Source organism: Streptomyces sp. NPDC060000 (genome assembly GCF_042737375.1).
Taxonomy (GTDB): Bacteria; Actinomycetota; Actinomycetes; order Streptomycetales; family Streptomycetaceae; genus Streptomyces.
The window spans coordinates 1-13,511 of the sequence record NZ_JBHWUU010000041.1; the positions used below are offsets into that span (position 1 = coordinate 1).

The 13,511-nt window shown below is 72.8% G+C and carries 13 protein-coding genes; 5 read left to right on the forward strand and 8 right to left on the reverse strand.

Annotated elements, in window-relative coordinates:
* Window positions 1-59 precede the first annotated feature (59 nt).
* The 3 genes from ACFWBB_RS21790 to ACFWBB_RS21800 all read right to left on the reverse strand — a co-directional run bounded on the left by ACFWBB_RS21790 (window position 60) and on the right by ACFWBB_RS21800 (window position 2,314).
* A complete protein-coding gene (locus tag ACFWBB_RS21790; RefSeq protein ID WP_385274838.1) occupies window positions 60-464 on the reverse strand; it encodes a DUF3040 domain-containing protein in 405 nt (134 codons plus the stop codon).
* A 277-nt stretch (window positions 465-741) separates the two neighbouring features.
* On the reverse strand, window positions 742-1,569 hold the full coding sequence (locus ACFWBB_RS21795; protein WP_385274841.1) for a methyltransferase: 828 nt from the start codon (window positions 1,567-1,569) through the stop codon (window positions 742-744).
* Between the two features lie 181 nt (window positions 1,570-1,750).
* On the reverse strand, window positions 1,751-2,314 hold the full coding sequence (locus ACFWBB_RS21800) for an SAV_6107 family HEPN domain-containing protein (RefSeq protein ID WP_385274844.1): 564 nt from the start codon (window positions 2,312-2,314) through the stop codon (window positions 1,751-1,753).
* A 174-nt stretch (window positions 2,315-2,488) separates the two neighbouring features.
* On the opposite strand from ACFWBB_RS21800, the gene ACFWBB_RS21805 reads away from it, so the two are divergent.
* From ACFWBB_RS21805 to ACFWBB_RS21825, 5 genes are all read left to right on the forward strand, one after another.
* Window positions 2,489-3,544 carry an ATP-binding cassette domain-containing protein gene (locus tag ACFWBB_RS21805; RefSeq protein WP_385274847.1) on the forward strand — a complete coding sequence of 352 codons (1,056 nt, stop codon included), beginning with the start codon at window positions 2,489-2,491 and terminating at the stop codon, window positions 3,542-3,544.
* Window positions 3,516-5,600 carry a YhgE/Pip family protein gene (locus ACFWBB_RS21810; protein WP_385274850.1) on the forward strand — a complete coding sequence of 695 codons (2,085 nt, stop codon included), beginning with the start codon at window positions 3,516-3,518 and terminating at the stop codon, window positions 5,598-5,600. Before ACFWBB_RS21805 ends, ACFWBB_RS21810 begins: the two co-directional genes overlap by 29 nt.
* A gap of 44 nt (window positions 5,601-5,644) precedes the next feature.
* Window positions 5,645-6,271, forward strand: coding sequence for a TetR/AcrR family transcriptional regulator (locus tag ACFWBB_RS21815; protein WP_385274853.1), 627 nt, complete (start codon window positions 5,645-5,647; stop codon window positions 6,269-6,271).
* A gap of 502 nt (window positions 6,272-6,773) precedes the next feature.
* A complete protein-coding gene (locus ACFWBB_RS21820) occupies window positions 6,774-7,391 on the forward strand; it encodes a DUF4126 domain-containing protein (protein ID WP_385274856.1) in 618 nt (205 codons plus the stop codon).
* Between the two features lie 38 nt (window positions 7,392-7,429).
* A complete protein-coding gene (locus ACFWBB_RS21825; RefSeq protein WP_385274859.1) occupies window positions 7,430-8,902 on the forward strand; it encodes a phytoene desaturase family protein in 1,473 nt (490 codons plus the stop codon).
* Between the two features lie 55 nt (window positions 8,903-8,957).
* Here the strand turns inward: ACFWBB_RS21825 and ACFWBB_RS21830 are convergent, their stop codons facing one another.
* The 5 genes from ACFWBB_RS21830 to ACFWBB_RS21850 all read right to left on the reverse strand — a co-directional run bounded on the left by ACFWBB_RS21830 (window position 8,958) and on the right by ACFWBB_RS21850 (window position 13,479).
* On the reverse strand, window positions 8,958-10,004 hold the full coding sequence (locus tag ACFWBB_RS21830) for a hypothetical protein (protein WP_385274862.1): 1,047 nt from the start codon (window positions 10,002-10,004) through the stop codon (window positions 8,958-8,960).
* Window positions 10,005-10,060: 56 nt separating this feature from the next.
* A complete protein-coding gene (gene metF / locus ACFWBB_RS21835; protein ID WP_385274865.1) occupies window positions 10,061-10,984 on the reverse strand; it encodes a methylenetetrahydrofolate reductase [NAD(P)H] in 924 nt (307 codons plus the stop codon).
* A gap of 102 nt (window positions 10,985-11,086) precedes the next feature.
* Window positions 11,087-11,734 carry a thiamine phosphate synthase gene (gene thiE / locus ACFWBB_RS21840; RefSeq protein WP_385274869.1) on the reverse strand — a complete coding sequence of 216 codons (648 nt, stop codon included), beginning with the start codon at window positions 11,732-11,734 and terminating at the stop codon, window positions 11,087-11,089.
* A 72-nt stretch (window positions 11,735-11,806) separates the two neighbouring features.
* Window positions 11,807-12,172, reverse strand: coding sequence for an Rv2175c family DNA-binding protein (locus ACFWBB_RS21845; protein WP_385274872.1), 366 nt, complete (start codon window positions 12,170-12,172; stop codon window positions 11,807-11,809).
* 59 nt (window positions 12,173-12,231) lie between these two features.
* A complete protein-coding gene (locus ACFWBB_RS21850; protein ID WP_385274875.1) occupies window positions 12,232-13,479 on the reverse strand; it encodes an NAD(P)/FAD-dependent oxidoreductase in 1,248 nt (415 codons plus the stop codon).
* Window positions 13,480-13,511 lie beyond the last annotated feature (32 nt).

A 13,511-nucleotide genomic window follows, 5' to 3' on the forward strand; every position in this document is an offset into this window, starting at 1 on the left:
CATAATACTTGCAGCCCCTCGACGTTCGACGTGGTTCGTATGTGGGTGGTGCCGCGGTGTCAGTGACCGCCCTGCTCGTCACGGCGGCGCTGCCAGCGCTGCTCGATCCGGTCCATCACGGAGCGCTTCTGCCGACCCTGACCGCGAGTGTGCACGGCGCCCGGGGCTCCTGCCGCCGGTTGCTCGCCCGGCTTGGGAGCCTTGCGCCAGCCGGTCACCGCGAGAACCGCGCAGCCCAGCATGACAAGGAAACCCATCACGCTCAGCCAGACCTGCTTGGCGACCATACCGGCCATGAGGAGCGCGATACCCACGAGGAAGCCTGCGACCGCCTGGTAGACCCGCCGCCGGGTGTACGTACGCAGCCCGCTTCCCTCGAGCGCCGACGCGAACTTGGGATCTTCGGCGTACAGCGCTCGCTCCATCTGCTCGAGCATGCGCTGCTCGTGCTCCGAGAGCGGCACGGAGTCCTCCTCATCGTGCAGTCGCCGGGGGCGACCCGGGGGGTCCCTTCAGGATAGGCAGGGAATCGCCCCCGTGAAACCCGCCCCTCTACGCCAATTGGCCAACCGATGCCCGCCATGGACGTCCCGGCTCGCTGAGGACTAGATTCCCCAGCGGCCGACCCGTCATGCCGGGCGGTCTCCCTCGATCATACGGCGCACAGCGCCCGAACGGGGGGCCTGTGGCGTACTCCATGCGCGGCCAAGCCCCTGATCAGCGGCGCGCCCCGGGAGGCACTCAGGTCCCGTCTGCCCCCCGCGTCTCCGCCAACACGTGAAGCTGGGTGGCCACGGAGTGGAAGGCGGGGAGTGCGGCGGCGGCCTCCTCGAGCTTCAGCAGCGCTTCCAGGGCGCCGGGCTCGGTGTCCACGAGCACCCCGGGGACGAGATCGGCGAAGACCCGCACACCGTGCACCGACCCGGCCCGGAGGCCCGCGCCCTCGACCAGCTCGGTGAGCTGCTCGGCCGTGAAGCGGCGCGGCACGGGGTCGCCGGCGCCCCACCGCCCGTCCGGGCTGGTGAGTGCCTGGCGGGCCTCCTTGAAGTGGCCGGCGAGGGCGCGCGCGAGCACGGCTCCGCCGAGGCCGGCGGCGAGCAGGCTGAGAACACCCTCCGAGCGCAGCGCGGCCACCACGTTGCGGACACCCTCGGCCGGGTCGTCGACGTACTCCAGGACGCCGTGACACAGGACCGCGTCGAAGCCGCCCCGCTCCACCACGTCGAACAGCCCGTGGGCGTCGCCCTGGACGCCCTTCACCCGGTCGGCGACACCGGCCTCGGCGGTACGGCGCTCCAGGGCGAACAGCGCGTTGGGGCTGGGGTCGACGACGGTGACCCGGTGCCCGAGGAGGGCTACGGGCACCGCGAAGTTGCCGCTGCCGCCGCCGGTGTCGAGGACGTCGAGCGACTCCCGCCCGGTCGCCTTGACCCGGCGGTCGAGGGCGTCCTGGAGGACCTCCCAGACCACGGCGGTACGGAGCGCGGCGCGGGGTCGAAGGGCGTCGGAGCGTTGCGACGTCGTGCCAGGGCGGTGGGGGGAGACGGGCGGGCGCATCGGGTCCGACACGGCAGTTGACTCCTCGGCGCGGCACCGCCTCTTGCGCGGCGGAGCGAACGGGCTGCCGCCCCCGCCCCCGGTCCGGCCCGCAGAGCGGGCGGGTGGGCGCAGGGAAGGCTTCAGGCGTCTTCCACCCTATTGCCTCCGCACCTTGCCCGGTCACGGTGGTGCGCCACGGCGGCGGCGCATGTCAGCCCGTGTCCGGCAGGTCGCGCACCGCACCGGAGCCGTCCGGCTCGTCCCCCTCCTGGCGCGGCTGCGGAAGGACCGGCTGGAGCACCAGCATGCGCTCGACGAGGCGGAGGAACATCGCCACGTCGCGTATCAGGTCGTCGGCGTCCCGGCGGGTGGCCGCGCCCTGGATGCCCGCCTCGGCCCGGGCGCGGCGCCGGGCCCCGGAGGCGAACAGCGCACTCCACTCGGTGAGTTCGGGCGTTATCTCGGGGAGCACTTCCCATGCGCTCCGGATCCGGGCCCGACGGCGGGGGGAGGGATCCGGGCGGCCCCGGGCGGCGAGCACGGCCGCCGCGGTGCGCAGGGCCGCGAGATGGGCCGTCGCGTAGCGCTCGTTGGGGGTGTCGAGGACGGCCGCCTCGTCCAGCCCGGCGCGGGCCTGGGCGAGCAGGTCGAGGGCGGCGGGCGGGGCCGTGGTGCGGCGCAGCACGGGGTGCACGTCGCTCGCGGGGCCGTTCAGTGAGGGGGCAGGGCCGGGGGCGCGGCGCCGGTTTGCGGCGGCTGCGTGGTAGGTGGCCATGACGAACCTCCTGTCGTCTGTGTGACGGCACGTCCGATACGGGCTGCCGTATGTCCCCATCGTGCGGTATGCCACTGACAATCCATTCTGACCTGGGCTTTTGCTTCGATCGAAGGTTCGGGTTAGTTTTTGCACTGACCAGTCAGTTCAAATTGTCGTCAACCAGGGGGACCTGTGGACGGAGTCGGTGTCACCGCCGACGGCTTCGGGCTCCGAGGCCCTCGCGGATGGGCGTTCCGGGGTATCGGAGTCGACGCGGAGCCGGGCTCGCTGATCGCGGTCAAGGGGCCCTCCGGCTCCGGCCGGACCAGCCTGCTGCTCGCTCTCACCGGGCGGATGAAGGCCACCGAGGGGACGGCGACCGTGGGCGGGGCACGGCTGCCGAAGCAGTTGGCCGCCGCGCGGCGGATCGGCGCACTCGCGCACGTCGCCGGCGTGACCGACCTGGACCCCGCCCTGACCGTCGGGGAGCATCTGCGCGAACGGGCCCTGCTTGAGCGGCGGTTCGGCGGCCCCGTAAGGGAGATGCTGCGGCCTCGCGCGGAGCGGGCGGCCGGGGTGGGGCTGCGGATCGACACCGCGCTCGCCGCCGCCGGGCTCGACCAGGAGGCCCTGCCCAAGAGGTCACGGACCGCCGTCCGCGACCTGGAGCGGCTCGAGGCGCTGCGGCTGTCCGTGGCGCTGGCACTCATCGGGCGCCCCGGGCTGCTCGCCGTCGACGACGTCGACCTGAAGCTGACGGACGCCGAGCGGGAGGAGGTCTGGGTATTGCTCAGGTCCCTCGCCGAGGCGGGGACGACGGTCCTCGCCGTGTGCGGCGAGGCCCCCGAGGGCACCGTCACGGTCTCCACGGGCTCGGACGCCGTCCCGGCGGACCGGAAGACCGCTGCCGGGCCCCCTGGGGACACCGTCACGGAGCCCGCCGACCGGACCGCCGCCGAGTCCGACGCGGCCGGCGAACCTGCCGGGTCTGCCAGGCGCGACGACGACGCCGCGGCCGCCGACCCCACCGGGGCTGCCGGGTCCGACTCGGCCGGCGAATCCACCGGGTCAGCCGTGGCCGACAAGGCCACCAAGGCCACCAGGCCCACCCGTTCCACCGAGGCCGCCGGGCCTGCCGAGTCCACCCAGGCCGGCGAGTCCACCAGGTCCGCCCGGTCCACCAGGTCCGCCGGCGTCGAGCAGGAAGAGGAGAAGTCGGATGCGATCGCCGAGACTGGCCGCGCTTGAGCTGCGGCGCTTCGGGCGGGGCAGGCTCCCCCGGGCCGCCCTCGTCGCGCTTCTGCTGCTGCCCCTGCTGTACGGCGCGCTGTACCTGTGGTCCTTCTGGGACCCGTACGGCCGTCTCGACCGCATTCCCGTGGCGCTCGTGAACGACGACAAGGGGGCCACCGCGGACGGGAAGCGGATCAGCGCGGGGGACGAGATCACCAAGGGCCTGCGCGACAGCAAGGTGTTCGACTGGCGCGAGGTGAGTGCCGCCGAGGCACGCGCGGGCGTGGAGGACGGCAAGTACTACCTGTCGCTGACCATGCCGGCCGACTTCAGCACGCGGATCGCCTCCAGCGCCGGCGACTCCCCCGAGACGAGCGCCCTCCAGGTGCGCACGAACGACGCGAACAACTACATCGTCGGGCAGATCTCGCGCACGGTCTTCAGCGAGGTGCGCACGGCCGCGTCCACCAAGGCCTCGCGGTCCTTCCTGGACAAGATCTTCGTCTCCTTCTCCGACATCCACGGCGCGACCGCGAAGGCCGCCGACGGGGCCGACGACCTCACCGGCGGCATCGGGAAGGCAGAGAAGGGCTCCAAGGACCTCGCCGACGGGCTGAGCGACGCAAAGGACGGCAGCGGCAAACTGGCGAAGGGCCTGAAGAAGCTCGACAAGGGCGCCGACGACCTGGAGGACGGGTCGCAGAAGGTCGCGGACGGCACCCAGAGGCTCGCCGACAAGGTCAACGGGGTCGCCGACACCCTGGGGCCCTTCGTCAGGGACAACGAGAAGACCATCGGGGACACCGCCCAGCTGGTGGCCGACTCCGCCAAGGTGATCCGCGACAACCTCGCGACCCTGGTCAAGAGGGCGCCCACCGCCGCCGAGGGCGCCCACACGGCCTCGGACGCGCTCGCCGTCATCTACGAGGCGCGCTGCGAGACGCCGGTGCTGCCCGACACCGCATGCGCCGACCTGAAGAAGGCCAAGGACGCGGCCGCCGACGTGGCGAAGGTCGCCGACGACCTCAACACCCTCGTCGCCGACCAGGACGGCGACCTGAAGACACTCCGCACGAACCTCGCGACCCTCCAGAAGCAGGCGCAGTCGCTCGCCGACAGCTCCCCGCACCTCTCCGAGGACCTGAACGCCGCCGTGACCCAGGTCAACGCGCTCAACACGGGTGCCGCGAAGGTCGCCAAGGGCGCCAAGACGCTGCACACCGGGATCGGCACGGCCAAGACGGGGTCCGTCGACCTGGACGCCGGCGTCACCAAGCTGGAGACGGGCGCCCAGGACCTCAACGGCGGCATCTTCAAGCTCTCCGACGGCTCCGGAAAGCTCGCCGACGGCCTGCACGACGGCGCCGGGCAGATCCCCGACTACGACGCACAGCAGCGCGACGCGCGCACCGCCGTCATGGCCGACCCCGTGCAGCTGGCCTCCCACGACCTGCACAAGGCGCCCAACTACGGCACCGGGTTCGCCCCGTACTTCATCCCGCTGTCGCTGTGGGTGGGCGCGATGGTGGCGTACATGCTGATCGCGCCGATGAACCGGCGCGCGCTCGCCGCAGGCGCCCCGGCATGGCGGATCGCGCTGGCGGGCTGGCTGCCGGTGGTCGCGATCGGAGTGCTCCAGACGACGGCCCTGATGGCCGTGCTGCACTGGGCGATCGGCCTGGAGATGACGCACGCGGCCGGCACGGTGGGCTTCCTGTTCCTGGTGGCGGCGTGCTTCGCGGCCCTCGTGCAGTGGCTCAACGCGCGCTTCGGGGCGGCCGGCCGGATTCTCGTACTCGCTCTGCTGATGCTCCAGCTGACCTCGGCGGGCGGTACCTACCCGGTGCAGACCAGCCCCAGCTTCTTCAACGCCATCCACCCCTTCCTGCCGATGAGTTACGTCGTCGAGGCGCTGCGCAGGCTCATCACCGGCGGCGGCCAGGGACCGGTCTGGCACGCGTGCGTGGTGCTCACCGCGTTCACCCTGGGGGCCCTCGCGCTGACCGCCCTGTCGGCGCGGCGCCGCCAGGTGTGGACCATGGACCGGCTGCACCCGGAGCTGAGCCTGTGAGGATCCGGCATCCGGCGGGCGGGGTTCCTGTGACAATCAGGACCATGGAAAGCAGCACCACCCCGGGCGGCCGCACCCGCCGCGAGGCCACCCGGCAGAAGCTCTACGAGGCAGCCGTCACGCTCATCGCCGAGCAGGGCTTCTCCGCCACGACAGTGGACGAGATCGCCGAACGGGCCGGCGTCGCGAAGGGCACGGTCTATTACAACTTCGCGAGCAAGTCGGTCCTTTTCGAGGAGTTGCTGAGGCACGGCGTGGGCCTCCTCACCGCCTCGCTGCGAGAGGCGGCCGAGCGCACGGACCGGGAGGGCGGCAGCAGGGTCGACGCCCTGGACGCGATGGTCCGCGCGGGCCTCGTCTTCATCGACCGCTACCCGTCCTTCACCCAGCTCTACGTGGCCGAGCTGTGGCGCACCAACCGGGCCTGGCAGTCCACGCTCATGGTGGTCCGGCAGGAGGCGGTGGCCGTCGTCGAGGGGGTGCTGCGCGAGGGCGTCGAGACCGGCGAGTTCAGCGACGAGATCGATGTTCAGCTGACGGCGGCCGCGCTGGTGGGCATGGTGCTGGTGGCCGCGCTGGACTGGCAGGCCTTCCAGCCGGAGCGGTCCCTGGACGACGTCCACGCGGCGCTGTCCCGGCTGCTCCAGGGGCGGGTCAGCGGTAACCGTTAGTCAGCGGTGGCCACCGGAAGTCATCGGCGCATGCGCCCCCATCGACGCCGCGGCAGGCCGGCCGTCGTGGTCGTCGCCCGCCGCGCATGCAACTCGCACGCGCGCGTTCGGCGACGACCGCACCGCACACGAAAGCGCCGGTCCGCGGTGGCCACGTCCCCCGTGGGCCGCCTCGGACCGGCGCTCTCTCGTGCTCCCCCGTTCCCCCCGTCCCTCCCCCGTTGTCCCCCGTCGTTCCCCCGTGCGGTCGTTCCCCCGGGGTGCCCCCCGCGTCTCGCTCCCGCCTGACCAGCCGGCGGAAGGAGCGGATCGAGGGCGGCTCCGTTCCGGCGCCCCGTGTCGCCGGTGCCGGAGCCGCGCCCCCTTCCGTGCCACCACTCTCCCGTCCGCGCAGGTCCGCCCCCATCCGTGCGCGTACTCAACTCACCCACTAGGTACGCATGCTCAGCGCTGCGCACTCATCCCCAGGACGCCGAGCGGCCGACTGGTTACGATCACGTCCGTGTCCGTACTCCCCCTCGTGTTCACCAGCGGCTGGGCCAGCGGCATCAACGCCTACGCGGTGGTGCTGCTCCTCGGCGTGTTCGGCGCGACCGGACTGAGCGACGACGTCCCCGAATCCCTGCAGCGCCCCGAAGTGCTCATCGCCGCGGGCGTCCTGTTCCTGTGCGAGGCGGTCGCCGACAAGATCCCGTACCTGGACTCGGCGTGGGACACGGTGCACACGGTCGTCCGGCCGGCGGCCGGGGCCTGGGTGGGCGCACTGCTCGCCGGGCAGAGCGGTTCGCTCTCCGATGTGGCGGCCGGCCTGCTCGGCGGTTCGACGGCGCTGGCCAGCCATGCCGTCAAGGCCGGCACCCGGATGGCGGTCAACACCTCGCCGGAGCCGTTCAGCAACGTGATCGTGAGCCTGGCCGAGGATCTCGGGGTCGCCGGGGTCGTGACGTTCGCGATCTTCCATCCGGTCGCCGCCTCGGTCCTCGCGGGAGCCCTGCTGCTGGCCGGGCTGCTGATCCTGTTCCTCCTCGTCTCACGGATCCGCCGGTTCCTGCGGCGCAGGGGGCAACGGCGCGAGGAACGCCGGCTCGGCCGGCACCCGTGGCCGCCGCCACCGGGCTGATCGGGTGACTGTCGGTGGCGGCCGATAAAGTCACGGGCATGGCAGGGATTGCGGTGATCGGCGCCGGGATGGGCGCGCTGACGGCGGCCGCCCGGCTGGCCGTCGCGGGCCACCGGGTGACGGTGTACGAACGTACGACGACGTACGGCGGAGCGGTGCGCCGCTTCGAGCGGGACGGCTTCGGTTTCGACACCGGTCCCGGTCTGCTGCCCCTCCCCGCCGTCTACCGCGACCTCTTCGTCAAGACCGGCAAGGAGTCGCTGGAGGACCGCGTCGAGCTGGTCCAGGTCGATCCGTCCGCGCGGCACGTCTTCGCGGACGGCACCGAGGTGGCGCTGCCGAACGCCTCGCGCGCGGGCGTCGTCGCGGCGCTGGACGAGGCGCTCGGGGCGCACGCCGGGCAGCGCTGGGGCGACTTCCTGGTCCGGGCCCGGGAGGCCTGGGACCGCACCCGCCGGCCGCTCCTGGAGGAGCCCCTGTGGCCCGACTGGTCGGTGCTTGCCGCCCGCGAGCCCTACCCGGCGGTCCCGCACAAGCGGCTGCTGCGCACCCGCGCGGCGGGCACCCTCGCCGAGGTCGGCGCCTGGGAGCTGCGTGACCCCAGGCTCGCCGCGCTGGTCGAGGGCCACGCGCTCGCGTACGGCCTGGACCCGCGGGTCACCCCGGCGAGCGCGGCCGTCCTGCCGTACATGGAGCACGCCTTCGGCATGTGGTACGTGCGTGGGGGGATGCGGGAGCTGGCGCGCGCGGTCTACGAGCGGTGCCTGGCCCGCCGGGTGGAGTTCGTCTTCGGCGCCGGGGTCGTCCGGATCCTGGAGAAGGACGGCCGGGTGGCGGGCGTGGAGCTCGCCGAAGGCGCGGCACGGGAGGCGGACTTCGTGGTCGCCCCCGGCGGCGTGGACGGCCTGCCCGCCCGCGCGGACGGCGAGGTCGCCCCGCAGGGAGGCCTTCCGAGCCGGCTGACCGTACTGCTCGCGTTGCGCGGCGCCCGGCCGGAGGGAGCCGCGCACCGGACGGTGGTGCACACACAGGACCGCGACGCGGAGTTGGCGAGTCTCTTCGGGGCGACGCCGTCGGTGCCCGCGCGGCCGACGACGACGGTGCTGCGGCCCGACGACCCGGCCCTGGTCCCTGACGCCGACCATGAGGCGGTCACGCTCAGTGCCGTGGTCCCCGCCGGGTCGGAGATCCACGACGAGCACGTGGACGCACTGGTGGCCGTCGCCGAGCGAGCCGTCCCCGGTCTGCGCGACCGCGTTCTGTGGCGTGAGGTGCGCACCCCCGCCGACATCGCGCGGGAGACCGGCGCGGCGGGCGGATCGGTCCCTGCGCCGACGCTGGCGGCGGCCGGGGGGCGCCTGCTGCATCCCGCCAACTCCACCGGTCTGCAAGGCCTGTTCACCGTCGGCGGCTGGTCGCACCCGGGCGGTGGGCTGCCGCACTCGGGCATGTCGGGTGCGCTGGTGTCCGGACTGATCGTGGAGGGCCCGCAGTTCCGCGGCTCACAGTGAACCGCGGCGACACCCGCAGCGCCCGGCAGGGCGCGTGCCGAGGGGAACGCGGCCGTCAGAACCGGTACTGCTCGTCGTAGCCGTTGCCCTGGTGCCCCTGCTGCTGCCCGTCACCCTGGTACGGGTACTGCTGCTGCTCGGGCGGGAGTTCACCGCCGAGCGGGTCGTCGGTGTTGCGCTGCTGCGGGACCCAGACGCCGCCGGCCGGGGTCTCCCCGTAGCCGCCGGTGCCGTACTGCTCCTGGCCGTAGCCCTGCTGTCCGTACTGCTGCTGGCCGTAACCGCCGTCGTAGGAGCCGCCGCCGTAGGTCTGGGTGCCGATGTACGGGTCGGAGTAGGCCGCGTACTGCTGCTCGCCGGTGGCGTCGTAGCCGTACTGCTGCTGGTGGTACCCGGCGTACGTGTTGTCGTACCCGTAGTTCTGGTCGGCGCCCTGGGCGGCCGTCGCGTACTGGTCCTGAGGCTGGCCCTGAGGCTGGTCCTGGGACTGGCCCTGCGACTGGCCCTGGCCGGTCGCGGCCGCGTACGCGGCATCGCTGTAGACGCCGTAGGAGCCGGTGTCGTCGGGCATGGGCTGCGGCTCGTAGACGGACGTGGACTCGGCGGCGCGGGCCGTGGGCGTGAAGACGTCGTCGCGGTCGTAGTCCTCGTCACCGAGGGCGCTCTTGTCGCCGAAGGCGTTCCCGTCCTGGCCGAACGCCAGGTTGTCGGCGCCGTACCGCGGGCCGGCGCCGAATCCGGCCTCGCCCGTCTCCAGGCCGGAGACCTGGAGTGTCGGGTCCTTGCGCTCGGCCTTGCCGCGGCGGCGCTTGGTGACGGCCCCGTCGTCACCGTCCGTGTCCGCGTCCCCGCGCCGGAAGGCCCAGCCCTCGGCGAAGCCGCGCCGGAACGACAGCGTGACGTAGGTCTGGCCGACCGCGAAGGCGGCCGCGCCGAGCGCGATGACGACGACCGACGGGATCAGGACACCGAGGACGACGCCGAGGAAGCCGACGAAGGCCAGCAGCCGCCAGCGCAGCCGCGCCTTGTACTGCAGCAGAACCTCGCCGAGTAGCCACAGCGCGACGAAGCCAAACGCGATGTAGAGGACCGTCCAGCCCATGTACGCCCCTCTCCCAGTGGCCGCTACGCAGTGTGTCGTATACCGGTGCGACCGGTCTAGGCCTGCGGCGGGTGGTGCAGGCCCAGGTTCTCGTAGATTTCCAGCGTCGCCGTGGAGTTGTTGAGCGTGATGAAGTGCAGTCCGGGCACTCCCTCGGCCAGTAGCCGAGCGCAGAACTCCGTGGCGAAGTCGATGCCAATGGAGCGTACAGCGGCCGGATCGTCTTTGGCTGTGAGGATCCGCTCTTTCAGGGCGGCCGGGAAGTGGGCGTTGCTGAGCCTGGGCAGGCTCTCCAGCATCTTCACACTCGTCACCGGGAGGACCTCGGGGATGACCGGAGTCACACAGCCGGCCGCCCCGACCCGGTCGCGCAGACGCAGGTACGACTCGGGCTCGAAGAACATCTGCGTGATGGCGTAGTCCGCGCCGGCCCGGCACTTGTCGACGAAGTGCGAGACGTCGGTGTCCCAGTCCTCGGAGCGGGGGTGCATCTCGGGGAAGGCGGCGACGCCCACGCAGAAGTCGCCCGACTCCTTGATGAGCTGGACGAGTTCGGCGGCGTACGTGAGGCCCCGGGGGTGCGGCACCCACGCGCCCATGGGGTCGCCGGGCGGGTCGCCGCGCACGGCGAGCATGTTGCGGATCCCGGCGTCGGCGTACTGGCCGATGATGTTGCGCAGCTCCGCGATGGAGTGGTTCACGGCGGTGAGGTGCGCGACGGGCGTGAGGGTGGTGTCGGCGACGATCTGCTCGGTCTCCCTGACCGTGGTCGCCCGGGTGGAGCCGCCGGCCCCGTACGTCACCGAGACGAAGTCGGGGGCGACCGCCTCGACCCTGCGCAGCGCGTTCCACAGGCTCCGCTCACCCTTGGCGGTCTTCGGCGCGTAGAACTCGAACGAGTACGTCGTCTTGCCGGTCGCCAGGATGTCGCGCACGGTACGCGCGCGGTCCGTCCTGGTGGATGCGGTTCCTGAGGCCATACGGGCAGGTTAGTCAGGGGTGGCCCGTCCCCCAACCGCATGCGGGACATTTGCCCGGATTGTCGACTTGTTGTCCATCCCTTGGACAGCGGTACGGCCTGGTCACGCGGCGCTCAGCCGCTTCGCGAACTCCGTGGCCGCGGCACCCGGGTCGTCCGCGTCCGTGATCGCCCGGACGACGACGACCCGGCGGGCGCCGGCCGCCAGCACCTCGTCCAGGTTGCCGAGGTCGATACCGCCGATGGCGAACCAGGGGCGGTCGGTGGCGAGGGAGGCCGTGTGCCGGACCAGGTCCAGGCCGGGGGCGCTCCGGCCGGGTTTGGTCGGGGTGGGCCAGCACGGGCCGGTGCAGAAGTAGTCGACCCCCTCCTGGACGGCGGCCGCCCCGGCTTCCGCCTCCGCGTGCGTGGAGCGGCCGATGAGGATGTCCTCGCCGAGGATGGCGCGGGCCGCGGGGACCGGCAGGTCGCCCTGCCCGAGGTGGAGTACGCCGGCGGCGGCCGCGTGCGCGACGTCCGCGCGGTCGTTGACCGCGAGCAGCTTGCCGTGCCGGGCGCAGGCGTCGGCGAACACCTCGAGGTGCTCCAGCTCCTCGGCGGCCTCCATGCCCTTGTCACGCAACTGGACGATGTCGACACCGCCCGCGAGGACAGCGTCCAGGAACTCCGGGAGGTCACCCTGGCGGGTGCGGGCGTCCGTGCAGAGGTACAGCAGGGCGCCGGCCAGCCGGGCGCGGGCGGTGTCGGGCATACGGAAGTCCCCCAGGGCGGTGGCGTACGGGAGCGAGCGCCCCCGCACACCGGATCGGTTCGAATACGCGGGTCAGACGGCGAGCGCCTGGGCGCGGCGCTTCACCTCCGTGCCGCGATTCTCACTCAGGGCCTGCGCGGGCGTGCCTGGCAGGCTCGGGTCGGGGGTGAAGAGCCACTCGAGCATCTCTTCGTCCTTGAAGCCGTCGTCCCGCAGCAGGGTCAGGGTCCCAACCAGGCCCTTCACCACCTTGTCCCCGTCGATGAAGGCGGCGGGGATGTGCAGCGCGCGGTTCTCGCCACGGCGCACGGCGATGAGCTGGCCGTCCTTGATCAGCTGCCGGACGCGGATCACGTCGGAATCGAGCATCTCCGCGATGTCGGGCACGGTGAGCCAGGCGGGGACTAGAGCATCGGTCTTTGCGTCAATCTCGGTCACGGGAACAAGCCTGCCATCTGCCGCTGACAGTCGGAAGCCGGGACGGTCCGACCAGGGGTTCAGGCCTCGGCCGTCGCCGCCTTCATCGGCCGCGCCGGGTCCGCGAGGAGCCGTGGGTTCATGGGCGTGCCCGCCTCGATCAGCCGCCTGCCCTGGGCGAGGTCGCGCGGCCGCCCCACGGCCAGCAGGGCGACCACCCGGTCCTCGCGCAGCCAGCAGACCGTCCAGGCCGGACCGGACGGGTCGCCGCGCCACAGGACGCGGTCGGCGTCGGCGTGATGCCCGGCGTACTGGACGAAGCGGCCGAACTGCTCGGACCAGAAGTACGGGACGGGGTCGTAGACGGCCGGGGGCTCGTCGGTGGCCGTGCCGATGATGTTCGCCGCGACCGTGCGCGGTCCCTGGAGGGCGTTGTCCCAGTGGTGGACGAGGAGCCGCTCGCCGTACCTCCCCGAGGGGAAGGAGGCGCAGTCGCCGACCGCGTACACGTCGGGCAGGGAGGTGCGCAGGTGGGCATCGGCCACGACTTCCCGGTGGGCGCCCAGCGCGATGCCGGAGCCGGCCAGCCAGGCGGTGGCGGGGCGGGCGCCGATGCCGACCACGACGGCGCCGGCGGGCAGCCGCGAGCCGTCGTCGAGGACGACCGCGCCGGGTTCGACGCGCTCCACGCGTGCGTGGGTGCGCAGCACGGTGCCGTTGTCGGCGTACCAGGCGGCCATCGGGGCGGCGACCTCGGCGGGCAGCGCCCCGGCCAGCGGCCGGTCGGCGGCCTCGACGACGGTGACCGCGCAGCCGGCCTCCCGCGCGGCCGTGGCGAACTCGGCGCCGATCCAGCCGGCGCCGACGACCACGACGTCGTGCTGCTGGGCGAGGACCGGCCGTAGCCGTTCGGCGTCGTCCAGGGTGCGCAGCAGGTGCACGCCGGGCACCCCCTCGGCGCCGGGCAGCCGGACCGGTTCGGCTCCGGTGGCGAGGACGAGGACGTCGTACGGGACGGGCCCGGCCCCGGTGTCCAGCTCGTGGTCGGCCGGGCGAAGGCCGTCGACCTCGCGGCCGAGCACGAGGTCGATGCCGAGGCCCTCGAAGTCGACGTCGAAGGCGGAGCCCTCGGCGTTGCCGAGCAGCACGGCCTTGGACAACGGGGGCCGGTCGTAGGGCTGGTGGGGCTCCGCGCCGATCAGCGTCACCGTGCCGTCGAAGCCCTGTTCGCGCAGGGCGACGGCGGTCTGGACCCCGGCCATGCCCGCGCCGACGACCACCACGCGCCGCCCGGACGGGCCGCCTTCTTCCTGCCTCTGCTCACTCACCTGATCACCTTAGGCGGCTGACGAATCGTCAG